At 66.9% G+C, this 22,953-nt stretch carries 22 protein-coding genes and 1 tRNA gene; 11 read left to right on the top strand and 12 right to left on the bottom strand.

Translation table 11 applies throughout. From position 1 onward, the window contains the following. Nucleotides 1-4 precede the first annotated feature (4 nt). Entirely contained in the window at nucleotides 5-994 is a 990-nt protein-coding gene (locus ASG07_RS11715; protein ID WP_236694656.1) for an esterase-like activity of phytase family protein, read from the top strand. Nucleotides 995-1,059: 65 nt separating this feature from the next. Here the strand turns inward: ASG07_RS11715 and rpmB are convergent, their stop codons facing one another. Further along, nucleotides 1,060-1,359: a 50S ribosomal protein L28 gene (gene rpmB / locus ASG07_RS11710; protein WP_055846474.1), complete on the bottom strand. Its 300-nt coding sequence runs from the start codon at nucleotides 1,357-1,359 to the stop codon at nucleotides 1,060-1,062. A 155-nt stretch (nucleotides 1,360-1,514) separates the two neighbouring features. Between rpmB and ASG07_RS11705 the strand changes: the two genes are divergently transcribed. Together ASG07_RS11705 and ASG07_RS11700 are read left to right on the top strand one after the other, a co-directional pair. Beyond that, nucleotides 1,515-1,733 carry a hypothetical protein gene (locus ASG07_RS11705; protein ID WP_055846471.1) on the top strand — a complete coding sequence of 73 codons (219 nt, stop codon included), beginning with the start codon at nucleotides 1,515-1,517 and terminating at the stop codon, nucleotides 1,731-1,733. Between the two features lie 60 nt (nucleotides 1,734-1,793). Beyond that, nucleotides 1,794-2,222, top strand: coding sequence for a nucleoside deaminase (locus tag ASG07_RS11700; protein WP_082474785.1), 429 nt, complete (start codon nucleotides 1,794-1,796; stop codon nucleotides 2,220-2,222). A gap of 86 nt (nucleotides 2,223-2,308) precedes the next feature. On the opposite strand, the gene ASG07_RS11695 is transcribed toward ASG07_RS11700, so the two are convergent. Next, complete coding sequence (locus ASG07_RS11695; RefSeq protein WP_055846468.1) at nucleotides 2,309-2,983, bottom strand: OmpA family protein; 675 nt, start codon at nucleotides 2,981-2,983, stop codon at nucleotides 2,309-2,311. 164 nt (nucleotides 2,984-3,147) lie between these two features. On the opposite strand from ASG07_RS11695, the gene ASG07_RS11690 reads away from it, so the two are divergent. Beyond that, nucleotides 3,148-4,446, top strand: a complete 1,299-nt coding sequence (locus ASG07_RS11690; protein WP_055846463.1) for a hemolysin family protein — start codon at nucleotides 3,148-3,150, stop codon at nucleotides 4,444-4,446. Between the two features lie 131 nt (nucleotides 4,447-4,577). Here ASG07_RS11690 and ASG07_RS11685 read toward each other — a convergent pair whose 3' ends face one another. From ASG07_RS11685 to purD, 3 genes are all read right to left on the bottom strand, one after another. After that, nucleotides 4,578-5,339: a hypothetical protein gene (locus ASG07_RS11685; protein WP_055846459.1), complete on the bottom strand. Its 762-nt coding sequence runs from the start codon at nucleotides 5,337-5,339 to the stop codon at nucleotides 4,578-4,580. A 39-nt stretch (nucleotides 5,340-5,378) separates the two neighbouring features. Beyond that, nucleotides 5,379-7,202 (bottom strand): vWA domain-containing protein, encoded by a 1,824-nt coding sequence (locus tag ASG07_RS11680; RefSeq protein ID WP_082474762.1) that lies wholly within the window; start codon nucleotides 7,200-7,202, stop codon nucleotides 5,379-5,381. A 71-nt stretch (nucleotides 7,203-7,273) separates the two neighbouring features. Continuing rightward, nucleotides 7,274-8,542: a phosphoribosylamine--glycine ligase gene (gene purD / locus ASG07_RS11675; protein WP_055846455.1), complete on the bottom strand. Its 1,269-nt coding sequence runs from the start codon at nucleotides 8,540-8,542 to the stop codon at nucleotides 7,274-7,276. Here purD and xseA point away from each other — a divergent pair. From xseA to ASG07_RS11655, 4 genes are all read left to right on the top strand, one after another. Then, nucleotides 8,541-9,956: an exodeoxyribonuclease VII large subunit gene (gene xseA / locus ASG07_RS11670; RefSeq protein WP_055846452.1), complete on the top strand. Its 1,416-nt coding sequence runs from the start codon at nucleotides 8,541-8,543 to the stop codon at nucleotides 9,954-9,956. The genes purD and xseA overlap by 2 nt on opposite strands. An 18-nt stretch (nucleotides 9,957-9,974) precedes the next feature. Further along, nucleotides 9,975-10,175 (top strand): DUF2093 domain-containing protein, encoded by a 201-nt coding sequence (locus tag ASG07_RS11665; RefSeq protein WP_055846449.1) that lies wholly within the window; start codon nucleotides 9,975-9,977, stop codon nucleotides 10,173-10,175. Nucleotides 10,176-10,267: 92 nt separating this feature from the next. Then, nucleotides 10,268-11,062 carry a M23 family metallopeptidase gene (locus tag ASG07_RS11660; protein WP_236694654.1) on the top strand — a complete coding sequence of 265 codons (795 nt, stop codon included), beginning with the start codon at nucleotides 10,268-10,270 and terminating at the stop codon, nucleotides 11,060-11,062. A gap of 257 nt (nucleotides 11,063-11,319) precedes the next feature. After that, nucleotides 11,320-14,550 (top strand): TonB-dependent receptor, encoded by a 3,231-nt coding sequence (locus ASG07_RS11655; RefSeq protein WP_055846448.1) that lies wholly within the window; start codon nucleotides 11,320-11,322, stop codon nucleotides 14,548-14,550. An 86-nt stretch (nucleotides 14,551-14,636) separates the two neighbouring features. Here the strand turns inward: ASG07_RS11655 and ygfZ are convergent, their stop codons facing one another. Continuing rightward, entirely contained in the window at nucleotides 14,637-15,332 is a 696-nt protein-coding gene (gene ygfZ / locus ASG07_RS11650) for a CAF17-like 4Fe-4S cluster assembly/insertion protein YgfZ (RefSeq protein WP_055846445.1), read from the bottom strand. 56 nt (nucleotides 15,333-15,388) lie between these two features. Between ygfZ and ASG07_RS11645 the strand changes: the two genes are divergently transcribed. Beyond that, nucleotides 15,389-16,741: a dihydroorotase gene (locus tag ASG07_RS11645; RefSeq protein WP_055846442.1), complete on the top strand. Its 1,353-nt coding sequence runs from the start codon at nucleotides 15,389-15,391 to the stop codon at nucleotides 16,739-16,741. A 344-nt stretch (nucleotides 16,742-17,085) separates the two neighbouring features. Here ASG07_RS11645 and ASG07_RS11640 read toward each other — a convergent pair whose 3' ends face one another. Continuing rightward, nucleotides 17,086-17,814, bottom strand: a complete 729-nt coding sequence (locus ASG07_RS11640; protein WP_055846439.1) for a ParA family protein — start codon at nucleotides 17,812-17,814, stop codon at nucleotides 17,086-17,088. A gap of 78 nt (nucleotides 17,815-17,892) precedes the next feature. Continuing rightward, nucleotides 17,893-18,648 carry a DUF1134 domain-containing protein gene (locus ASG07_RS11635; protein ID WP_156361858.1) on the bottom strand — a complete coding sequence of 252 codons (756 nt, stop codon included), beginning with the start codon at nucleotides 18,646-18,648 and terminating at the stop codon, nucleotides 17,893-17,895. 137 nt (nucleotides 18,649-18,785) lie between these two features. Here ASG07_RS11635 and ASG07_RS11630 point away from each other — a divergent pair. Together ASG07_RS11630 and ASG07_RS11625 are read left to right on the top strand one after the other, a co-directional pair. Continuing rightward, nucleotides 18,786-18,875 (top strand) — tRNA-Ser (locus tag ASG07_RS11630). A gap of 158 nt (nucleotides 18,876-19,033) precedes the next feature. Next, entirely contained in the window at nucleotides 19,034-19,228 is a 195-nt protein-coding gene (locus ASG07_RS11625) for a hypothetical protein (RefSeq protein ID WP_055846432.1), read from the top strand. A gap of 3 nt (nucleotides 19,229-19,231) precedes the next feature. Here ASG07_RS11625 and ASG07_RS11620 read toward each other — a convergent pair whose 3' ends face one another. The 4 genes from ASG07_RS11620 to ASG07_RS11605 form a co-directional block, all read right to left on the bottom strand. Then, nucleotides 19,232-19,582: a response regulator gene (locus tag ASG07_RS11620; RefSeq protein ID WP_055846427.1), complete on the bottom strand. Its 351-nt coding sequence runs from the start codon at nucleotides 19,580-19,582 to the stop codon at nucleotides 19,232-19,234. 90 nt (nucleotides 19,583-19,672) lie between these two features. Continuing rightward, nucleotides 19,673-21,082 (bottom strand): HWE histidine kinase domain-containing protein, encoded by a 1,410-nt coding sequence (locus tag ASG07_RS11615; protein WP_236694653.1) that lies wholly within the window; start codon nucleotides 21,080-21,082, stop codon nucleotides 19,673-19,675. 194 nt (nucleotides 21,083-21,276) lie between these two features. After that, entirely contained in the window at nucleotides 21,277-21,729 is a 453-nt protein-coding gene (locus ASG07_RS11610; RefSeq protein ID WP_055846421.1) for a response regulator, read from the bottom strand. After that, nucleotides 21,729-22,829, bottom strand: a complete 1,101-nt coding sequence (locus ASG07_RS11605) for a histidine kinase dimerization/phosphoacceptor domain -containing protein (protein WP_055846418.1) — start codon at nucleotides 22,827-22,829, stop codon at nucleotides 21,729-21,731. The genes ASG07_RS11610 and ASG07_RS11605 overlap by 1 nt, the downstream gene beginning before the upstream one ends. Nucleotides 22,830-22,953 lie beyond the last annotated feature (124 nt).

Here is a 22,953-nt window from a genome sequence, read left to right as displayed (position 1 = left end):
GCGGGTGCGACGCTCCATCCTGCTGACGACGATCGTTGTGTTGCCACTGGTGGTCGTGCCGCGCTGGACCACTTTGGAACGGCGACCAGTGCCGTCCGGGCGGCTGACGATCGCCACGGAGCGGGTGGCGCTCGATCCCGACGATCCGGATCGTCGGCGCGTCGGCTGTCTCGATTATCTCGGTGGCGTTCGGTTGAAGGGTGACGACCGCACCTTCGGCGGCTTCTCCGCCCTCGCCGTCCGGGGCGAGCGGTTCACGCTGATCGGTGACGGTGGCCAATGGCTGCGGTTCCGCATGGGCGCGAACTGGACGCCGCGCGACATCGCATTCGACGACCTTCCCGGCGGCCCCGCCAGCGGCTGGGAAAAGCGTCACCGCGACGCCGAGTCGCTGACGATCGACCCTGCAAGCGACCGCGCCTGGGTGGGGTTCGAGGCGTACAACCAGATATGGCGCTACACGCCCGGATTCGGTCGCGGGGATCGCGGTGTCGTTCCCGCTGCGATGCGGGACTGGAACGAGAATGGCGGTATCGAATCGCTCGCCCGTCTACGCGACGGACGCTTCGTCGCGATCTCCGAATCACCTCCGCGCGAAACGGGCGCGCGGTTGAGGATGGGTCTGGTCTGGCCGGGCGACCCGACGGCGACGCGGCCGGCCTATCGATTCGGTTACGCGCCGGTCGGCCGGAACGACGATCCGTCCGACATGACGCAATTGCCGGACGGCCGGCTGCTGGTGCTGGAACGCGGTTTCGCGCTGCCGTTCCGGTGGTGGAACCGGCTGGTCGTGGTCGACCGCGCCGCAATCCGGCCGGGCGCGCGTATCCTGGGCCGATCGATCGGTGTCCTCGCCGCGCCGCTCATTACCGACAATTTCGAGGGAGTGGCGGCGCAGCGGGAGGGCGCATCGACCGTCATCTGGCTGGTATCGGACGACAATCACCTGCCGATCCAGCGCACCTTGCTGTTGAAGTTCCGCCTGACCTGCTGACACGGTGAAAGGCCCGCGCACCGATCGATGCGGGGGCCTTTCACGAACCCGGACGGGAAGGGCGTTTACGCCGCGACGGCGGTGGTCGCGCGCTTCTTGACGATGTCGCGCTTCAGGCGGCGGCAACGCAGCGACAACTTGTCGTCGCTGGTCTTCACCAGCCAGTTGTCGAGACCGCCATTATGCTCGACCGAGCGCAGGCCGTGCGTCGACACGCGCAGGCGAACGCCCTGTTCCAGCGCGTCGGACAGCAGAGTGACGTTCTGCAGGTTCGGCAGGAACGTACGCTTCGTCTTGTTGTTGGCGTGGGATACGTTGTTACCCACCTGCCGGCCCTTGCCGGTCAGCTCGCAGATGCGCGACATGATGACTACCTTATCTCGGTGTTGGCCTGGTTTCGGGTCGGCCCGGAAAGGTCGCGCTCGTATCGGGCGATGGCCGATACGTCAAGCTTCGACCTGTGCAACGCTTGGCGATACGACGCGTTGTTACGCCATCGAATCGGATGGGAGAGACGAGAATGCGCGCGCTGTTGGTCCTGGTCGCGATCGCCGTACTGGTGGTCGCCGGTCTCCTGTATTTCAACATCGTCTCGATCGACCAGACGCAGCGTGGTGTCGTGCAGGCTCCCAAATTCGAGGCGGACGTCGCGAAGGTGTCGCTCGGCACCGAGAACAAGACGGTGGCGGTGCCAACGATCAACGTCGAGCGTCCGGCGAACGCACAGGCCCCGAACTGAGGCTTGCGGCCGCGGTGACACGCCCGCATGACGCAGGCGATGTTCCCGCTGCCCGAACCGATGCGGACCGCGCTGGCCGCTGCGCGAGCGGCGGCCTTGGCCGGTGAGGTGCCGGTCGGTGCCGTCGTGATGCGGGGCGGCCACGTGCTGGCGATTGAGGCCAATGCACCTCGACGTCTGAACGACCCGACCGCCCATGCCGAGATGCTGGCTATTCGGGCAGCATCGGTCGCGCTCGGCCATGACCGGCTGGAGGATTGCGACCTCTGGGTCACGCTGGAGCCGTGCGCGATGTGCGCGGGCGCAATCGCGCATGCCCGGATACGGCGGCTTTATTACGGCGCTCCCGATCAGAAGGGCGGCGCGGTGGAACACGGCCCGCGCCTGTTCGGACAATCCACCTGCCATCACCGGCCGGACGTCTATGCGGGCATCGGTGAAGGCGAGGCGGCAGCGTTGTTGCGGAACTTCTTCGCCGCGCGGCGGTGATCTGGAGGGTTTTGCGGTGGGGTAAGCTGCGTAAACTCGCTGCGCGCTCCGAGTCGAGGGTAGCGGGGAGCCGCTCCCCTTCGCCCTTACTGCCGCAAATCGCTTTGCGTGATCGGCACGATCTTCACCTCTACACGGCGATTCTCCGCCCGGCCGGCATCGGTATCGTTCGGAGCGATCGGCTGCGTCTCGCCGTAGCCACGCGTGCCGATGCGGGCCTGTTGCACGCCCTGCGCCGCCAGATAATTCGCCACCGACAGCGCGCGGCGCTCCGACAGGGTCTGGTTGTACGCATCGCTGCCGGTAGAATCAGTGTGGCCGTACACGTCGATATAGGTCTGGTTATATTCGGCCAGCGTCGATGCGACCTGATCCAGCGTCCGCTTGAACTGCGGCTGCACGTCGGCGCTGTCATAGGCGAAGGTTATGCCCGACGGGATATTCAGCACCAGATCGTCGCCGCGCCGGATCACCTGCACGTCCGTGCCCGCGGTCCGCGCGCGCAGGTCGCGCTCCTGCTTGTCCATGTACGCGCCGATGCCGGCGCCGGCGAGGCCGCCGATGCCCGCGCCCAGGATCTTTTCCGTCCGGTCACGCCGTCCGCCGACGAGATCGCCCAGCAGATACCCGCCCAGCGCGCCGCCGATGCCGCCGATCGCGGTCTTGGAGATCGTGCGCTGCCCCGTTTCCGGATCGGTGACGCAGGCGGTGGTGGTCAGCAACGCGGCGAGGCCGGCGAGCAGGGACGGGCGGGTCTTCATGGGTGATTCCCTCTTTTCATATGTCGTCGGGTGAACCCCGCGCATGCCAGCTTGTTCCGGTTGCGCACTGAACGCGACCTGACCCTGGGGGCTGACCCGAACCGAATCGCAACATGAACGGTTGTGGCGGCCGGATCATCCCGGCTAAGGAACCGCTCAAGCCGATGGCACTTCCTCCCTTTCCCTGGATCGATGTCCTAATCATCCTGGCGCTCGTAGCGCTGAACGGCGTGTTCGCGATGAGCGAACTGGCCCTGGTGTCCTCACGCAAGGCCCGGCTGGAAGCGATGGCCCGCTCCGGCAAGCGCGGCGCCCGCGCTGCGATCACCCTGTCCGCCGATCCCGGCAAGTTCCTGTCGACCGTCCAGATCGGCATCACGCTGATCGGCATCATCGCCGGCGCCTATTCGGGCGCGAGCCTTGGCACGCCGACCGCCGCGCGGCTGGAGATGCTGGGCCTGTCTACGGAAACCGCATCGACGGTCGGCTATGCGCTGGTCATCGCGCTGACGACCTATGCCTCGCTGATCGTCGGCGAACTGGTGCCCAAGCAATTCGCCCTGCGCTCGCCCGAGACGGTGGCGGCCTTGGTCGCGGTGCCAATGGGCTGGCTCGCGATCCTGACCGCGCCGATCGTCTGGCTGCTCGATCAATCGAGCGCGCTGATCTTTCGCCTGCTGCGCCTCGACCGCGAGAACGAGGATCAGGTGACGGCGGAGGAATTGCACCTGATCGTCGCGGAGGCGTCTAAATCCGGCGTGATCGAGGAGCATGAACGCTCGATCATTTCTGGTGTGGTCCGTCTTGCGGACCGGCCGGTGCGCGAGATCATGACGCCGCGCACGGAGGTCGACTGGCTCGACCTCGATGCCGGCGAAGACGCGATGCGGGCTAAGCTGATGGCCAGCCAGCACACCCGTCTGCCGGTCGCGCGCGGATCGATCGACGCGGTCGAGGGCGTGGTGCAGTCGCGCGACATCGCCGCGACGCTGCTCCGCGGCGAGCCGCTCGATCTGGCGAAGCTGATGCGCAAGGCCCCCGTCGTGATCGACGTGATCGATGCCCCCGACGCGCTGCTCGCATTGCGACAGGCGGAGGTGCCGATGGCGCTGATCCACGACGAATACGGTCATTTCGAGGGGATCGTGACGCCCGCCGACCTGCTGTCGGCGATCGGTGGCGCGTTCGCATCCGATGCCGATCCCGACGAATCGCCGCCCGTGGTCGAGCGCGACGACGGATCGCTGCTCGTCGCCGGCACCGCCTCGGCGGACGCGCTGGCCGAACGGCTCGGCATCGACCTGCCCGAGGACCGCGACTACGCCACCGCCGCCGGCCTTGCGCTCGCCGCGTTCCGCCATTTGCCGCTGGAGGGCGAGAGTTTCGTCGAACAAGGCTGGCAGTTCGAGGTGGTCGATCTGGACGGCCGTCGCATCGACAAGCTGCTCGTCAGCGCGGTTTAGGAAGCGGGGGGTTGGAAGGTCGATCGCGGCGTCGGCAGCGTCTGGGCAACTGTCTACGTCATGCCGCGCTCGTCCCGGCATGCGCCTGCCGAGATATGCGCGTTGGACTAACCTTGGCCTGACCTTCCGATCTAAAGCCGCCCGAACGCCGCCTCGAATCCCGCCCGGTCGCCCGCCGACAGGAAGCGTGCCTGTTCGATCCAGCGATCCCGGCTCATGCGCCCCCGGAACGCGCCGAGCTCGGCGTCCAGCGCCTCTGCCTGAGCATCGGTCAGCGCCGCGATGTGACCAACAGTCGTGACGCCCAGCTCCGCCAGCCGTGCCGCGACCTTCGGCCCGAGGCCCTTCAGGGTCGTCACCGGCGCATCCGCCGACACCGGCGGCGCGGCGTCGCGCTTGATGATGTCCGGACCCGGCAAGTCGCCTGCAAGCGTCGCCGGGCTGGCGTCGAGCGGCGCAGCGGCCGGGATTGGCTCGTCCGACAGCGACGTGGGGTCGGCCGGCAGTGGATCGGCAGCAGGACGACGATCGGCAGGCGGTGTCACGACCGGCATGGGCTCGGTCGCAACGGGCTGTGCAGAAAGCTGCGACTGCTTCTGGACCTGCTCGACCACCGGTGAGGGCGGCGGCGGTGGCGGCGGCGTAACGCTCACCTCCTCACCCGCGACAGGCGCAGGCGCGGCCGGTTCGATACCCGCCTGCTCCGCATTGCGTTCGACCTGCATTTCGGCCTGTCGGCGCGCACGCTTGCGACGCGCACCGATGACGATGACCGCCACGGCGGCGAGCGCGATCAGCAGGATCAGGACGAGGTGGATCGTCGTGATGACCCCGGTGCCATCGGGCAGCAGGCTGGTACCGGAAGCGGATGCGGTGGCGCTGGTTTCGTTCATGACGCCGTGTCTAACCCGCTGGTCCGATGCCTGCGAGTGCTAATCCGCGTCCGTCGCCCGGTCGCTGCCGGCGGACCGGTGCACGTCGCGGTTCGCCAGCCGGGTGAGCTGCCCGAACTCCTGCCGCCAGTAATCCGGCGCATCGCCCGCCAGCCGCCGGATGTCGGCGAAGCTGTATCGCTCCAGCAGCGGATCGCCACGCAGCCGCTGGCCATAGGCCGTGACCGCCACTGCGAAGGCCGTATCCCCCGCCGGCACCACCGCCGTGCGCAGCGATGCCGCCGACACGGGCCGATCCAGTTCGCGCGAAGCACCCCCGGCGGGCAGCTTGTAGCGCAGCCGGACATAGGCCATCTCTCCTCCCGGCTCCGCCCCGGATGCGGGCATGGCGGCGGCTCCGTTGCCGGCATAGCGCCGCTGTTCGGTCCACCCTTTCGCGCCGACGGGTACGACTTCGTACAGGGCCGTGACCTGATGGCCCGCCCCCATGTCGCCGGCATCGACCGCGTCGTTCATGAAATCCTCGTCCCGCAGCGCCCGGTTCTCATACCCGATCAGCCGGTACTGCGCGACGAAGGCCGGATTGAACTCGACCTGCACCTTCACTTCCCTGGCGATCGTGACGAGCGTCGCGGCCATTTCCTGGCCCAGCACCTTCTCGGCCTCCATCGCGCTGTCGATATAGGCATAGTTGCCGTTGCCGACGTCGGCGATGCGCTCCATCATCGCCTCGTTGTAGTTGCCCGTACCGAAGCCCAGCGTCGTCAGGGTGATGCCGTCGTCGCGGTTCCGCCTGACCATCGCCTCGATCGCATCGTTGCTGGCGACGCCGACGTTGAAGTCGCCGTCCGTGGCCAGCAGGATGCGGTTGGCGCCATCCTTGACGAAGCCGGCGCGCGCGGTGGCATAGGCCAGTTCCAGGCCCTCTCCGCCGGCGGTGCTGCCGCCCGCCGACAGGCAGGACAGCGCTGCTTTGACATAGTTCGGGTTCGACGTGGGATCGAGGACGATGCCCGCCGCGCCGGCATACACGACGATCGATACCCGGTCGCGCGAGGTCAGCCGATCGGCGAGCCCGGACAGCGCCGCCTTCACCAGCGGCAGCTTGTCCGGGCTGTCCATCGATCCCGACACGTCGACCAGGAACACGAGATTGACCGGCGGCCGTGTCGCTGCCGTCACGTCGTAGCCGCGCAAGCCGATTCGCAGCAGCCGGGTATCGGGGTTCCACGGCGTCCGTACCACGTCCGTGGTGACGCTGAACGGCTGCGCGGCATCGGCCGGTCGCGGATAATCGTAGCGGAAATAGTTGATGAGTTCCTCGGTACGGACGGCTTCCGCCGGCACCGGTTGCCCCTCCTTCAGGAAGCGGCGGACATTGGCATAGGATCCCGTGTCGACATCGATCGAGAAGGTGGAGACGGGCGTATCGGCGACGCTGTGAATGGCGGCCACTGCCTTGCCCGCATAGCGTTCGGTGTTGCCGGGGGCGCCGTACGGTGCGGCTCCGCTGACGATTGCCGAGGGTATGATGGCCGACGTCGCGACGCGTGACGTACCGGTGACGATGATCTCGCTGGTCGTCACGGCGGGCGCCGGTGGCGGTGGCGGTGGCGGTGGCGGCGGAGGTGGGGCGATCGGCGCCCCCGGTGCGAATTGGGCGAGGCCGGCCCCCCCGTCACCGATGCGGCAATGCACCGGCGACCGTGCGTCGGGATGGCGGGCGACCGATCGCGCCGCTCCTCCGGTTCTCTGAAGCGCCGGTGACGGTGATGGTGACGGTGACGGCGGTGCGGGCGGGGGCGGGGCCGCCGACGTGGTGACCAGCAACGAGACGGCGGCGACGGCGGCACGAAGACGCATGATGAACCCTCCCGGCGCAACCAGTCGACCCGGATACCCCGATGTGACATTGTCACATAGGCGATGGGCGATCAACGGGTCTCCCGCGCTATTTCGCGCCAGCCGATGTCGGTCCGGTGGAACCCGTCCTCCACCCGCAACGCCTTGATCGCGCGATAGGCGGCGGCCTGCGCCGCGCCGACGCTGTCATCGAGCGCGGTCACGGCCAGCACGCGGCCGCCGCTGGTCCGCAGGGTGCCGCCATCGGTCAGGGTCCCCGCCTGGAACACGGTCGCGCCGGTGGCCTCCGCCTCGTCCAGACCCACGATCCGCCCGCCGGTGCGCGGCGCGGCGGGATAGCCGGCCGCTGCTACGACGACCGTCAGGGCTGTCCGATCCGAAAACACCGGCGGTGCAACCTCCGCCAGCGTGCCGGTGGCGCAGGCCAGCATCACCTGCACCAGATCGCCCTCGAAGCGCGGCATCAGCACCTGCGCCTCCGGATCGCCGAACCGGGCGTTGTATTCGATCAGCTTCGGTCCGCTCCGCGTCAGCATCAGCCCGGCATAGAGCACGCCGACGAAGGGCGTACCCTCTGCCGCCATCGCCTCGACCGTGGGGCGGACGATGGTGTCGATCGCCAGCGCCTCCAACTCGGGCGTCAGCACGCGGGCCGGGCTGTACGCACCCATGCCGCCGGTGTTCGGACCGGTGTCGCCGTCGCCGACCCGCTTGTGATCCTGCGCGGAGCCGAACGGCATCAGCGTGGTGCCGTCGGTCAGCACGAACAGGCTGGCCTCCTCGCCATCGAGGAACTCCTCGATCACCGCCTCGCCGCCATCGCCCGCGAAGAGGTCGGCGATCGCGGCCATCGCCTCGTCCTTCGTCATCGCGACGGTCACGCCCTTGCCCGCCGCCAGCCCGTCCGCCTTGATGACGACGGGCAGCCCGAACGTACCCGCCAGCGCCGCCTCCGCGGTCGCGCGGTCGGTGACGCGGATATAGCCGGCGGTGGGAATGCCGGCGCGGGCGCACAGGTCCTTGGTGAAACCCTTCGATCCCTCCAGTTGCGCCGCCGCTTTCGATGGCCCGAACACCGGAATATCCGCCGCGCGCAGCGAATCGGCCAGCCCGTCGACCAGCGGCGCCTCCGGCCCGATCACGACAAGGCCGATCGCATGGTCGCGGCAGAAACCGGCGACGGTGGCGTGATCGGTCGCGTCCAGCGCTACGATCGTCGCATGGCCGGCGATGCCGGGGTTGCCCGGTGCGGCATACAGCGTATCCAGTGACTTGGACCGGGCCAGCTTCCACGCCAGTGCGTGTTCGCGCCCCCCCGAGCCCAGTAGCAGGACGTTCATGCCAGACCCCTTTTCCGATGAAGCCCGGCTCGTAGCGGAGGCCGTGCCCGGCGACAACGCGCTCGCGTTGTCGGTTGGCGAGCTGTCGATGAAGCTCAAGCGGATGGTGGAGGGCGAGTTCGGCCATGTTCGCCTGCGCGGCGAGATCAGCGGCTACAAGCGCGCCGCGTCGGGTCACGCCTATCTCTGCCTGAAGGACGAGGCGGCGGTGATCGACGGCGTGATGTGGAAGGGGGCGGCGTCGCACTTGGCCTTCAGTCCGCAGGACGGGATCGAGGTGATCGCGACCGGCAAGCTGACGACCTATCCCGGCCGCTCCAAATATCAGGTCGTGATCGAGCGGATGGAGCTGGCCGGTGCCGGCGCGTTGATGGCGCTATTCGAGAAGCTGCGCGCCAAGCTGGCCGGCGAGGGGTTATTCGACCGCGGTCGCAAACAGGCGCTGCCGTTCATGCCGCGCGTCATCGGCGTCGTGACGTCCCCGACCGGCGCCGTGATCCGCGACATCCTCCACCGGCTGGAGGACCGCTGTCCGACCCACGTCGTCGTGTGGCCGGTGAAGGTGCAGGGCGAGGGCGCGGCGGCGGAGGTCGCCGCGGCGGTGCGCGGCTTCGACGCCTTGCCCGCGGACGGACCGGTACCGCGCCCAGACCTCGTCATCGTCGCGCGGGGCGGCGGCTCGATCGAGGACCTTTGGACCTTCAACGAGGAAGTTGTCGTGCGCGCCGTGGCCGACTGTTCGATCCCGATCATCTCCGCTGTGGGGCACGAGACTGACACCACGTTATGCGATCACGCCGCCGACCTGCGCGCGCCAACTCCGACGGCGGCGGCGGAGATCGCGGTGCCGGTGATCGCCGACCTGCGCCTGACCGTCGCCAGCCACCGCCAGCGGATTGAGCGCTGCGCGCGTCGCTATGTCGATTACGGGCGGCAGCGGCTGGACGGCGTCGCGCGCCTGCTGCCGAAGCGCGATGCGCTGCTCGGTCCTCAGCGGCAGCGCGCCGACGAGGCGGGGCAGAGGCTCGATCGCGGGCTGGAGCGGCGGGTGGTCGCGGCGCGCGGGACGCTCGATCGTGCGGCGGGGGCCTTGCGGCCGGCGGTGCTGGAGCGGCAGGTGGCGGCGTCGCGCGACCGGCTGGCGGCGACATGGCGGCTGGTGCAGACGCTCAACCCCGACAACGTGCTGGAGCGCGGCTATGCCCGGGTGACGGCCAGCGCGGGTGGAGAGACGCTGTCGTCCAGCGCGGCGGTGCGTGCAGCGGGGGCGGTGACGCTTCGGTTCAGGGACGGCGCGGTCGATGCGCGGGTCGATGGTGCGCCGGCCGCTGCCCCCTCTACAGCCCGGCCGCGGGTTGAGCGGAGTGGAGGCCGCGCCTATGTCGCCACCGACGCGCAGCCGACGCTGCTCTGATCCGGAAAGTTCCCTTCGATGCTGATGTCCAACACCGACCGCGCGGCGCGCCTTCATTATATGGCCAACGGCTTTCGCGTGTTGTCGCCGGGCGACCACGTCGTTTGCGCGGTGACGAGCGCGCGCATCCGGCTGGAGGATCTGCGCTACTGGAGCGTGAGCGACCAGGCTGCCTATGCCACCGCCGCGATCGCCAGCGAGGCGCTCGCGCCGCAATGACGCGCGTGACGGTGGCTAGCGCGGTATTGATAAGCGCCGGTTTGGTCGCATGTGTCGGTGCACCGGAGATCGCATCGCCACCGCCACCACGAGTGGCCGCGCCTGCTCCGGTTCCGGCACCCGCGCCGCGCCTGACCGTGACCGGGCAGCCCATCCAGGGCGGCATCCTGCGTGGTACGGCCAGCGGCGGCACGCTGTCACTGGACGGCAAGCCCGTTTCTATCGCGCCGGACGGTGCGTTCCTGATCGCCTTCGACCGCGATGCCGGACCCTCGGCTCTGCTGGTCCTGACCGCATCCAACGGCACGCGCGCCGAGCGGCCGTTGGCCGTCGCCCCGCGCGACTGGCCGATCGAGCGTGTCGATGCCCCGTACCGGGCCGGCAAGACCGATGCCGAGTTCGCCGCGCTGCGTCCCGCCGAACTCGCGCAGATCGTCGCGGCGCGGGCGAAGGTCAGCGATGCGGCCGGCTGGCGGCAGGACCTGCGCTGGCCCGCCGTGGGGCGGCTGTCCGGCCGGTTCGGAGCGCAGCGCGTGTATCAGGGCAAGCCCGGCAGCTATCACTCCGGCGCGGACGTCGCGGTGCCCACCGGCACCGTCGTCACCGCTCCTGCGGACGGCGTCGTGATCCTAGCAGCGGCGCGGCCCTTCACGCTGGAGGGAAATCTGTTGATGCTGGACCACGGGGGCGGGCTGAACAGCGCGCTGCTGCATCTGTCGCGCATCGACGTGGTCGTCGGGCAACATGTCCGCCAGGGCCAGCCGATCGCCCTGTCCGGGGCGACCGGCCGGGCGACCGGTCCGCACGTCCACTGGAGCCTGCAATGGCAGGGCGCGAAGCTCGATCCACTGCTGGTCGCTGGTGTGCCTGTAGAAAATGCCCGTTGAACGGGCACAATGTTTTCCGATGATCGCGGCATAGGCAGGGAACCAGCCCCTTTGACGGGTGTTTGTGGCTTTCGCGTTACACCCGATCCTAATCTTGAACCTCTTATGAATGCCGACCTTTACAGGCGGCATACCGCCCCGCATTGCTATCGCCATGCCCTAATTCATGCCGTTGATGCACGGCTGAGGAGGGGCGCTCAGGGATGACCCGGACTGTAAAGCAGCCGTTGTCGTCGCAGCTAAGGGGATGGCTTCACGTGACCAACAGCTTAAATTTCGCGCGCAAGATGCTGCGCGGCGGCACGGCGCTTCACGCGCTGGCGCTGCTCGGTGCCGGTGTCGGCGCGATGGGTTTCGTCGCTCCGGCGGCGGCGCAGGACTTCACGAACGTTAATGCAACCGGTCGCGTTCAGGGTACGAATGGTCAGCCGATCGCCGGCGCCACGGTGACGGTCACGTCCAACGATCAGGGTTTCACGCGCAACGTCACGACAAGCAACGACGGCAGCTTTCGCGTCGCCGCGTTGCCGCAGGGCACGTACACGTTCACGATCGAGGCCCCCGGCTTCGACACGCTGAACGACAACAGCGTCGTGCTGACGCAGGGCAACTCCGCCAACCAGTTCACGCTGGCGGTCGAGGGTGCCTCGGCCGGCGGCGACATCGTCGTCACCGCGGGTCGCGTGCAGACGTCGGACTTCGATCGTAACACGGTCGGCGCGGTCATCCCCATCGGTGAGCTCGCCACGCGCGTTCCCGTCGCCCGTGACCTGACCTCGGTCGTGCTGCTGGCACCCGGCGCCCTTGCCGGCGATACCACTTTCGGCAACCTGCCTTCGGTCGCTGGCTCGTCGGTGTCGGAAAACGCGTTCTTCATCAACGGTCTGAACGTCACCAACCAGCGCAACGGCCTCGGCGCCGCGCTGGTGCCGTTCGAATTCTACAACACCGTTGAAACGAAGATCGGTTCGATCCCGGCTGAATATGGCCGCTTCACCGGTGCGTTTATCAACGCAACGACGAAGTCGGGCGGTAACGAATTCCACGGCGGCATGCTCTTTAACTGGGAGAATGACGACCTGCGCGAAGACGAGAGGAACACGCTGTACGCGTGGAACGCTGACGACGTTCGCGATCGCAAGCAGTCGGTGTTCTACCTGTCGGGTCCGATCATCAAGGATCACCTGTTCTTCTATGGTTTCTACCAGACGAACAACTACAAGACTGCCGACACCGGTCTCGCCGCCAACGCCAACACCATCCTGACGATCCGCAACGCATCGGGCGCGATCACCGGGACGCAGGCTGTGCCGCCGTTCAGCACTGGTACGTTCCGCACGGTAACCACGAACAACTCGCCCTTCTACGGAGGCAAGGTGGACGCGGTGATCGTCGATGGGCAGCGTCTGGAGTTCACCTACTTCAATACGAACGACCGCACCGTCACGAACCGCTTCAACGTCGTCGACGCTCAGGGCGGCGGGTATGACAGCCGCGTCGATCCAGCCGGTCCGCGTACCGGCAGCTTCGCCGGACAGGGCGTCGGGCTTGGCGGCGGTGAGAGCTATGTCGGTCGTTACACGGGTCAGTTCACCGACTGGCTGACGTTGTCGGGCGCGTACGGCAAGACCAAGACGCGGGACATCGGCCTGCCGGCGGACACTGTCAACCCGGGCATCAGCGATCAGAGCGGCAACTTCACGCCAGTGCTGATCGGCAATCCGAACACAACGATCAACAACAATACCGACACGCGCGAATTCTACCGCGCCGATGCCGATATCTACGTCAACCTGCTCGGCCAGCATCACTTTCGCGGTGGTTACGATCGGGAGAATCTGAAAACCGTCGCACAGACGAACTACACTGGCGACGTGTTCTGGACGTACAACAACTCTGGTCCGGCGGGCGATGCACGCGTCAGCACGCCGAACACGCTGTACGTGGCCGGTCGTACGTACATCACCGGTGGTTCGTTCAAGTCGATGAACGAGGCTTTCTATGTGCAGGACGCATGGTCGCTGTTCAGCAATCGCCTGAACATGAACTTGGGCGTTCGTAACGATCGTTTCACGAACGACAACATCAATGGCGTCACCTACTACAAGACCGGCAACCAGTGGGCGCCGCGTCTTAGCGTGTCGTTCGATCCGATCGGCGATCAGCGTACCAAGGTTTACGGCTTCTTCGGTCGCTACTACCTGCCGGTGCCGACCAACACGAACATCCGCCTCGCGGGTGCCGAGCTCGATTACACCGCCTATTATCTTGTGAATGGTACGCAGGCCAACAATGCGCCGATCCTCGGCGCGCCGGTGATCTTCAGCGGCAGCATCGCGTGTCCCGGACCGACGCCGGGTTCGACCGGCACGACCAACAACTGCGAAGTCAACGCAGATGGTGTCGCCGCTTCGACCGAGTCCACGGTGGCGAAGAACCTGAAATCGCAGTCGATGGATGAGTACGTCGTGGGCTACGAGCAGCGGATTGGTAGCCGCTGGCGCGTTGGCGCTTTCGGCATCTACCGTAAGCTGAACGAATCGCTGGAAGACATCGCGATCGATGCGGCGGTGAACACCTATTGTGCCCAGAACAATCTGGACTGCACCAAGGCGACGCCGACGACCGCCAACCCGAACCTGCGCGGTCCGATCTGGGATGGCTTCCACCAGTATGTGCTGGCCAATCCGGGCTCGAATTCGACGATCACGCTGTCCGACCCGGTCAATGGCGAGTCGACGGCGCGCACCATCGACTTCACGGGCGCACAGCTTGGCTATCCGAAGGCAGAGCGCATCTACAAGGCGGTGACGCTGACGGTCGATCGCGAGTTTGACGGTGTGTGGAGCTTCAGCGGCAACTACACCTACGCCAAGAGCTACGGTAACATCGAAGGCGGTGTCCGCTCGGACAACGGCCAGACCGACTCCGGCCTGACCACCTCGTTCGATCAGCCGGGCCTAGTCAACGGTCAGTACGGGTATCTGCCAAACGATCGTCGTCACAACATCAAGGCGTACGGTTCGTATCAGGTCAACGACTGGTTCACGTTCGGTGCGAACTTCGCCGCTTCGTCGCCGCGTCGTTATGGCTGTATCGGCCGCGTTCCGAGCCGGGTCGATGTGTTCGCGGGCGGATACGGCGCAGCCGGCGCTTACTGTAACGTCGTCAATGGCCAGATCATCAGCGATCCGACCGCCGGCACCGGAACCCCGGCGCAGAGCAACCTGCAGCTCGTCCGTCGTGGTACGGCGTTCAAGTCCGACTGGGTTACGCAGACGAACATCAGCCTCGTCTTCCGCGTCCCTGCCGACACGTTCAGCGGAACGCTTCGCCTCGACGTGTTCAACCTGTTCAAGGAAAGCGCGGAGACCGACTTTAACGAGACGGGTACGCAGGCAAATGGCAACCCGCGCGGCGACTATGGCTATGTGTCGCAGTATCAGCAGCCGCGGTACATTCGTCTTCAGCTCGGCTTCGACTTCTAGGTCGACCGACTTGTACTTCAGGAGGGGTCGGGAAACCGGCCCCTCTTTTTTTGCGTCGAAGGCTCGACCTTTGTGGATCGGCTCCGTTATCCGGACGTGGCATCCGCCTCCACTCGCCGATGCTCCACCATCCAGCACAAGTCGGCATACACCGCCCGCGTCCGCTCCCCGGCCTCGCTCAGCGGCACCACCACCAGATGCCGGTTCACCTTGCCCCGATGGTGCATCCGCGCGGTATTCTCCTGACCGACATAGCAGCCCTTGGTGAAGCTCACGCCGTTCCGTTCGCGGGCGTTGCATTCCAGCCATAATGTCTCGCCGTTACCGAGTTCGGCGACGCCCTCCGTCACGCCCAGCGCGAGGCGATGCGCGTGCCAACCTTTCGCCGGCCCGCCCGGTTCATCCAGCCAGCGGCCACCCAGTGCCGCCAGCCGCGGATCGGGTACGCCGCGGTCGCCGTCCAACGACCACCACACCGCCAGCGGCGAGCGTTCGATCGTGATCGCCCGGCGCAACCGGTACATGGTCAGGCGCTTCGCCAGCGCATCCGCCTGCGCCGCCTCGCAGTCGATCAGCACCGACCCGTCATTGCCGCCATCCCACAGGATGAAATCGAACAGCGCCTTGCCCTGCGGCGTCAGCAGGCCTGCCCAGACCGGTCGATCTGGCGCGAGCGCCGCGACGTCGTTCGTCACCAGCCCCTGCAAAAAGCCGCGCACATCTTCGCCGGCGATGCGCAGCACGACGCGATCCTCCAGCATCCCCGGGGTGGTGTCTGTCATGTCCCCAAGGTAGGAAGCCGGCACCGCAAGCGAAACACCCGAAGGAGCCTGCCGCGATGGCGACGATCGACCTGAAGCTGTCCGGTGGCACCGTCCATCTGCCCGGTGGCCCCGCACGGGTCGATGTCGGCGTGACCGATGGGCGCATCGTCGCGATCGGCAGCATCGGCGACGCGGGCCGCACGATCGACTGTACCGGGCTGGACGTGCTGCCCGGCGTGATCGACACGCAGGTCCATTTCCGCGAGCCCGGGCTGACGCACAAGGAGGACCTTGCGAGCGGCAGCCGCGCGGCAGTGCTGGGCGGCGTGACTGCGGTGTTCGAGATGCCGAACACCAAGCCCAATACCGACAGCGCGGCGGCGATCGCCGACAAGCTGGCGCGTGCGGCCGGTGCGCCGGGCTCCGGGTCGGTCGGCGGCGCAATGTGGTGCGATCATGCTTTCTATGTCGGCGCGACGAACGCCAATGCGGCCGATCTGGCGGAGCTGGAGCGGCTGCCCGGCACCGCGGGCGTCAAGATCTTCATGGGCGCATCGACGGGCGACCTGCTGGTCTCCGAAGACGCGTCGCTGGCGGACGTGCTGGCATCCGGCCACCGTCGCGTGGCGATCCATGCCGAGGACGAGGCGCGGATGCAGGCGCGCATCGATCAGCGGGTGACGGGCGATGCCTCGTCGCACCCGGTTTGGCGCGACGACGAAAGCGCGTTGCTGGCGACGCGGCGCATTCTGGCGCTGGCGCGGGCCGCGCGGCGGCGCATCCATGTTCTGCATGTGACGACGCCCGCCGAACTCGCGTTGCTCGGCCAGAACAAGGACATCGCGACGTGCGAGGTCACGCCGCAGCATCTGACGATGGCGGGCGAGGAGGTCTATCCGCGGCTCGGCACGCTGGCGCAGATGAACCCGCCGATCCGGTCGGGCGCGCACCGCGACGGGCTGTGGGCGTGGTTGAACCAGGGCGTGCCCGATGTGATCGGATCCGATCATGCGCCGCACACGCTGGAGGAGAAGGCGAACGAATATCCCAACTCGCCCAGCGGCATGCCCGGCGTGCAGACGCTGTTGCCGCTGCTGCTGGATCATGTCGCGGCGGGGCGGATGACGCTGCAACGCCTGATCGAGCTGACCAGCGCGGGCGCGCAGCGCGTGTTCGGCATCACCGGCAAGGGGCGGATCGTGGTCGGCTATGACGCCGACTTCACCGTGGTCGACCTGAAGAAGCAGTGGACGGTCGAGGAGCCGTGGCTGGCGTCGAAGGCGGGCTGGTCGCCGTTCACGGGCATGACGCTGACCGGCAAGCCCGTCGGCACGATCGTCCGTGGCGAAACGGCGATGTGGGAGGACGAACTGGGCGCGGCCCCCGCCGGCAAGCCGATCCGGTTCGATGCGGTCGAGTTCGGCTGAACGCAACGGTCCCGTTGGTCAGGCTGTCACATCGGACGGCAGGGTGAGTGATCTGCGAGCAGGCGCGACCGCCGGCTCGCTTCGGCGCAAACGGCATATCACCGGACCAGGTGGCATCGGCGCGGTGTCGAAACACGTTCGTTTTCGGCCTCACCGGATCGGAAGGTCAGGCCAGGGCTAGTCCAACGACGCTGTTAAGGCAGGCGAGCACCTTCGGCATCGTTGGTCGGGCGATACGAAGAGCAGCTCGGGTGAACATCGGTCCGGTCGGACGGGTCGAAGCCTTTGACAGGTGCGCCGTGTAGAACAGCGGCCGTCGCATTTTGTCGGGCGCTTGTAGCGCGTTACGCCGCCAGCCGTCGCTCGATCGCGGTCCAGAGATTCGCTACCGCGCGTGCGGGCGGGCTGGACGGTGCGAACGCGCCCAGCGGCTGGCGACGGGTCGCCATCGCCTCGACCATGCTCGCCATCGGGATGACGGGCCAGTCGGGATCGGCGGCGATCGCTGCATTGTGGACGCTGCGGCGACGATCGGCCATGCCGAACACCGGCAGCATCGCCGGCCGTCGCCCGCCGCCGCGATCCAGATGGCGCACCATCTCGTCGAACGCGCGCCGCGACAGGGGGGAGGGGATGACCGGCGCGATGATGAGGGCGGCGGCGCGCACCACCTGCTCCGCGGTTTCCGTCAAACCCGGCGGGCAGTCGAGGATCACCCGGTCGTACCGATCTGCCAGCGCCTCCAGCAACCGGTTCAGCCGCCTGCGTTTTCCCAGCCCGTGCAACAGCAGATCGAGGCCACGCAGCGACGTATCCGCCGGCAGCAGATCGAGCCGATCGATCCCCGTCGCGACGATCAGCTTGTCCGCCGCCACGTCGCGTGCGAACACCGCGCGCGCCTGTCCATCCAGCGCACGGTCATGGCCGAGCAGGAAGGTCGACGCACCCTGCGGATCGAGGTCCCACAACAGGGTCCGTCGCGCCGACAGCGTCGCTGCGCACCATGCCAGGTTGACCGACAAGGTGGTCTTTCCCACGCCGCCCTTGGGGCTGTAGACCGCGATCGCCTGCATCGCGGCAAGCCTAGCCCGACGGAGCGTGCTCCGCCAGTGTCATGACGGCAGCGTCACGACCTTCGCGACCGCGACGCGTTAGAAGGGCAGCCAGCGGCTCTTGTGCGTGAAGTTCATGTAGCCGACGTTGACGCCCGCGCGCCAGCCGACGCCCAGCCGGATCGGGATCAGTACGACGTTGCCGCGCCGCAGGTACGTCGCTGCGAATCCCCCCACCAGATAGAGCCGTCCCTCCGCGCCGGGGAAGCGATGGAACAGCTCTTCGGTGTCGTAGAGATTGTAGACGAGCACGAAGACCTTGTTCGCGTCGCCGCCGACATCGAAGCCGACCGACGGGCCGGTCCAGTAGACGGGCTGTTGCCCCTCCACCTTGTGCGTCATCACGCCCGAGCCATAGCGGACGCCGACGACGAACGCGCCGGAGGCTTCGCGTCCGGCGATATAGGCGTTGGGCCGCCCCTGGTCCTTCAGGACCTTCTCCAGGATCCCCGCCAGCCCCTCCGCTCCCTTGCCGAACACGCCTTCGCCGGCGGCGAGCAGGTCGTCGCGCTCATAGGTGTCGGCGGCGCGCGTCGTCGCCTCCTTGCGCGCTTCCGCGGCGACCTGGGCGTCCGCCGGGATGGCGGGTGACGCGGACTGAACGGGGGTGGGGGCCGGGCTCGCCGGTCGGACGGGCGAGGGACGCGATGCGGCGGGGGCGCCGGGCGCGCCGGGGGCGAGGTCGCTGTCGATCGCGCTGTTCGGATCGATCGTCCGCACCTGCGCCGCGACGGGCCCCGCCCCCAGCGACAGCGCCGCCGCCACCGCCGCCATGATGATCCCGCCGCCCCGCATAACCCGAACCCCTGTCGCCATAGCGGCCACGTTAACCAACCCGCGGCTTGCCACGCAATGAACGAGTCGCCGAACCGATGCGCCAAACGGTTGATCGCCGCCGCGACGCTGGCTATAGCCACCCGACTGCCGCATCCGGAGACGTGGGTGAGTGGCTGAAACCAACGCTTTGCTAAAGCGTCGTACGGGAAACCGTACCGAGGGTTCGAATCCCTCCGTCTCCGCCAGCAGAGTTTCTCATGCCGGACTGCCCAGTATCAGGGGCACCGTCTTGCGAGACATTTGAGGCGCTTCCGCGTCCCATCCTGTCGCAGCGTGTTTCATCCAACCGGAACTCCTCCGGGGGGTATATGGGGGCACCCGGCTTCATCGGGTGTGGGCACTGATGCCGGATGAAGCAGAGCGGGAAACGCGCGACGAAGGCGCTGGAAAAGTACGGGATCGTCCCCGCACGAACTATCCGCAGGTTCCGCCCTGGGTCGAACAGTCGTTGAGCGGCATCGGTCTGGCGCTCAGCCCCTCGATCGAAGCCCTGATCGACCGGGCCTTCATGCGGCGTCAGGCCGAGGGTAGCGGCTGACCGTCAATGCGGTGCCAGGCGGCGAAAGGTGTCGATCAGCAGACGTTCGTTGATCGGCTTTTCGAGGATCACCATCGGCGCATGGCAGGGGTGGCACGCACCGGGGGTTCCCGTCACGAAGATCACCGGCATCGCGCCCTGTTCGGCGATGATCGCGCGCACCGCATGCGGGCCCGTGCCGGCGCTTAACGTGACGTCGGACATGATGAAGGCGGGGGGGCGCAAACGGGCTTCCGCGATCGCCTCGTCCTGTGATCCCGCCTGCGCGAACGACGTCGCGCCAGCCGTTTCGATCAACTGGATGATGTGATCGGCGATGAGGAAATCATCCTCGATGACGAGCACATGACACATGATGTTGATCCCGGTTAAGTCGCTTCAACCAGCGACAGGGACCGATGGGTCCATCAGCAACCGTAATTGGTATGGAAATCCGGATCGAGGTCAGATCGGCGCCTTGATTTCGAAGCGCACACCTTCGGGCAAATAACTGATCTCGGCCTTGCCTCTCACGTGCCGTGACAACACGCGCTCGATCATCCGCGTACCGAACCCGACGCGGGTCGGCGGCACTACCGCGGGACCGCCGAGTTCGGCCCAGGAGAAGCTGAACCGACGCTGCGCTTCGCCGCCTTCGACAGCCCACCGGATCGTCACCTGACCGTCCGGCACGGACAGCGCGCCGTACTTGATCGCATTGGTGGCGAGTTCGTGCAGCGCCATGGAGAGTGCCAGCGTCACTTCCGGGGTAAGCCGGACCGTCGGACCGTTCGCCGAAAAGCGTGTTCCGCCGCTGTCCATGAAAGGGTCCAGCACGCGTTTGACGATGTCTCCGATCGCGGCGCCCTCTATCTCGTCCTTCAGCAGCAATTCGTGCGCGGATGCCAGGCTGGCGATTCGCCCGGACACCGCCTTACGCGCGGCATCCAGCGATGCCGCGTCGCGCAGGGTCTGACTGACCACAGCACCGACCGTCGCGAGCGTGTTCTTCACGCGGTGGGTCAGTTCCTGTGCCAGCACCCCCCGTTGTTCCTCCGCGAACTTGCGCGCCGAAATATTGCTGGAGAACCCCGAGATCGCCAACGGTGATCCATCCGCCCGGCGTTGCAGCGACCCTTGCGAGTGGATCCAGCGCTGTTCTCCCGCTGGTGTCAGGATGCGATACTCGATGTCATATCGAACATCCTGCTCGATCGCAGCATTCAGCGATGCCGTCACCAGCTCCCGGTCGCTCGGGTGGACGCATGCCAGCATGCCCTCCATCGACAGGACCTCACCGGCCGGTCGCCCGAAATTGACGAGACTGCTCGGCGAATAGCTGAGCCGCCATGCGGGCAGGTCGATCGTCCAGGTCCCGAGGCCGCCGGCTTCCAGCGCCAGCGCCAGCCGCGCTTCCCGTTCCGCCAGCGCCACCTCCCGCCTGGCGACTTCGGCGCTCAGGCTGTCGCGGTCGCGTTCCAGTTGCTGCAGCCGGTGGCGCTCCAGCGTGACGTCAAGTTGCGACGCGACGAAATAGCGCAATTCACCGGCGCGGTCGAACACCGGTGCGACCATCAGCCGGTTCCAGAACGGGGTGCCGTCGCGGTGATGATTGAGCAGATCGACGTCGATCCGCTCCCGACGCGCGATAGCAAGACGCATCCTGTCCACATCGGCCTTCTCGGTCAGGGGGCCCTGCATGAAGCGACAGTTGCGGCCGACCACATCCGCCGACGAGAAGCCGGTCAATCGCTCGAACGCCTGATTGACGTACACCAGGGGATTGTCGGGAAGCGTGGGATCGCTGACGACCATCGGCGTGATGCAATGATCGAATGCGGCGACGAACGGATCACTGTCGTCCAGATCGCGCACGAACGCTTCCACCGCTCGTTGCACGACAGGCGGTGCGACAAATGGCCTGCTCGGCGCGAAGGGGAGTGACTTCCGGTCCAAATCGGGAACGGGCCTAGCGGTAAGTCGTTGATCGGGCAACACGACACCGCAGCTCCGGCGGACCGGCAGGTGCGGAACCCGGATGCCGTCCGTCGCCGTCGGATATCACCGGATCACGACCATGACGCGGCAAAGGCGGGGGCGGCGATGAAGCTGGCCGGTTGCGGCGACAGCGGCGGGGGGTCGCAAACGCCCTCCTCGATGAAGCGCATCGCGGACATCAGACCGTTGCGGGAAAACGGCTTGGGGATCACCCCGTGCCCGCCGGCGAAGTCGGCAGGAATCTTGAGCGGATTGGCGGTAACGAACACGACGATCGCGTCCGTCCAGCGTCGCCGGATCACCGCGCAAACGTCCAGTCCGCTGGTGCCCTTTGCAAGCTGGATATCCACGAACGCCAGATCGGGACGGAGGTGTCCGGGCAACCCCTCGACATCGTAGAGCGACGCCGCTTCGCCGACGACCCGGTGCCCCGCATCCTCGACCATCGCCTCGATATCCATGGCAAGCAGCGCCTCATCCTCGACGATCAGGACGCTGAGGGGCGCATGCGGATGGTTCGACATCAGTCTGTCACCGGGAAGGAGACGGTCACGCGCGCGCCGGGGACAGCGTCCGACCAGCGGACATCGGCGGTGACCTGCCTTGCCAGCCGGGCGATCAGCGTCTTGCCCATTCCATCCGGCCTGGCTTGCTCCGACGCCAGACCATGACCATCGTCGCTGATTTCGACGACGGCATCGCACCCTTGCAGGCTGGCCCGGATCGTGATCGTCCCGGCCCTTCCGTCGACGAAGGCGTGCTTGATCGCGTTGGTCGTGATTTCATTGAGGATCAGACCCAATGCCGCGGCCTTGCTGGACGGCACCTCGATCGGGGTGACGTCGGTTTCGATCGCGATGTCCGTGCGGCCGCTGGCACCGACGACATCCGAAACGAGGTTCTCCACGAACGCGCCGAGGTCGAACCGGGTGACGTCTTCGGATTGATACAGGCGGCGGTGTACCGTGGCCAGCGCATCGACGCGTTCGAGCATGGTCTCCAGCTTCGACGTGATCGCAGGATCGGCGATGCTGCGCGCCTGAAGGCGGAGCAACGACCCGATCATCGTCAGGTTGTTCTTGACCCGATGATCCACCTCGTGGAGCAGCAGCGTCTTGGCTTCGAGGGCCGCTTTCAGGTCGGCCGTCCGCGCCTCGACCTCGCGCTCCACGGCCGTTTTCTCACCGGCGATCGTGATCTGCGCCTGAACCCGCTCGGTAACGTCGAGCTGTGACGCAAAGAAGAATACGACGTCCCCGGCATCGTTGCGCACCGGGCTGAGATACAGGGCGTTCCAGAAGGTGGAGCCATCCTTGCGATAGTTCAGCAAGTCGACGGCGATGTCCGCCTGCGCTGCTACCGCTGTACGCACCCTCGCGACGTCATCCCGGCTCGTGTCGGGCCCCTGCAGAAAGCGGCAATTGCGCCCGATGATCTCGTCGCGATCATAACCGGTCAGCTTCTGGAACGCTTCGTTGCAGAACACGATCGGGTTGTCGGGCTCCGAAGGGTCGGTGATGACCATCGGCATGCGGGTCGCCCGGACAGCGGCTGCAAACGGGTCGGCGCGCCCATGCTCGTAGTCGAGCGCCTCCGTCAGGTGCCAATCGTCTCGCTGGTTCATTCACGCCTCCCCGGAGACGTGCTGGTAAGCCGAACTCCCGTCCGCAACCTAAACTATGACATGGGTCGCCGTGTTCCCCGCCTGCCGCTTCGGCGTCGGACGTCGGGTCTTGGTAGCCCCGGGC

Origin of the sequence: Sphingomonas sp. Leaf343, assembly GCF_001423765.1 — a bacterium.
GTDB lineage: Bacteria > Pseudomonadota > Alphaproteobacteria > Sphingomonadales > Sphingomonadaceae > Sphingomonas.
This window is presented reverse-complemented; position numbering and strand designations above follow the sequence as displayed.

Bases quoted from the DNA above. Each gene is read 5' to 3' on its own strand.
- purD (WP_055846455.1), bottom strand. From the start codon at position 8,542: ATGAACGTCCTGCTACTGGGCTCGGGGGGGCGCGAACACGCACTGGCG.
- ASG07_RS11700 (WP_082474785.1), top strand. From the start codon at position 1,794: ATGCGGACCGCGCTGGCCGCTGCGCGAGCGGCGGCCTTGGCCGGTGAG.
- ASG07_RS11625 (WP_055846432.1), top strand. From the start codon at position 19,034: ATGCCGGATGAAGCAGAGCGGGAAACGCGCGACGAAGGCGCTGGAAAA.
- ASG07_RS11705 (WP_055846471.1), top strand. From the start codon at position 1,515: ATGCGCGCGCTGTTGGTCCTGGTCGCGATCGCCGTACTGGTGGTCGCC.
- ygfZ (WP_055846445.1), bottom strand. From the start codon at position 15,332: ATGACAGACACCACCCCGGGGATGCTGGAGGATCGCGTCGTGCTGCGC.
- ASG07_RS11635 (WP_156361858.1), bottom strand. From the start codon at position 18,648: ATGCGGGGCGGCGGGATCATCATGGCGGCGGTGGCGGCGGCGCTGTCG.
- ASG07_RS11695 (WP_055846468.1), bottom strand. From the start codon at position 2,983: ATGAAGACCCGCCCGTCCCTGCTCGCCGGCCTCGCCGCGTTGCTGACC.
- ASG07_RS11680 (WP_082474762.1), bottom strand. From the start codon at position 7,202: ATGCGTCTTCGTGCCGCCGTCGCCGCCGTCTCGTTGCTGGTCACCACG.
- ASG07_RS11685 (WP_055846459.1), bottom strand. From the start codon at position 5,339: ATGAACGAAACCAGCGCCACCGCATCCGCTTCCGGTACCAGCCTGCTG.
- ASG07_RS11665 (WP_055846449.1), top strand. From the start codon at position 9,975: ATGCTGATGTCCAACACCGACCGCGCGGCGCGCCTTCATTATATGGCC.
- ASG07_RS11620 (WP_055846427.1), bottom strand. From the start codon at position 19,582: ATGTGTCATGTGCTCGTCATCGAGGATGATTTCCTCATCGCCGATCAC.
- rpmB (WP_055846474.1), bottom strand. From the start codon at position 1,359: ATGTCGCGCATCTGCGAGCTGACCGGCAAGGGCCGGCAGGTGGGTAAC.
- ASG07_RS11690 (WP_055846463.1), top strand. From the start codon at position 3,148: ATGGCACTTCCTCCCTTTCCCTGGATCGATGTCCTAATCATCCTGGCG.
- xseA (WP_055846452.1), top strand. From the start codon at position 8,541: ATGCCAGACCCCTTTTCCGATGAAGCCCGGCTCGTAGCGGAGGCCGTG.
- ASG07_RS11645 (WP_055846442.1), top strand. From the start codon at position 15,389: ATGGCGACGATCGACCTGAAGCTGTCCGGTGGCACCGTCCATCTGCCC.
- ASG07_RS11640 (WP_055846439.1), bottom strand. From the start codon at position 17,814: ATGCAGGCGATCGCGGTCTACAGCCCCAAGGGCGGCGTGGGAAAGACC.
- ASG07_RS11610 (WP_055846421.1), bottom strand. From the start codon at position 21,729: ATGTCGAACCATCCGCATGCGCCCCTCAGCGTCCTGATCGTCGAGGAT.
- ASG07_RS11605 (WP_055846418.1), bottom strand. From the start codon at position 22,829: ATGAACCAGCGAGACGATTGGCACCTGACGGAGGCGCTCGACTACGAG.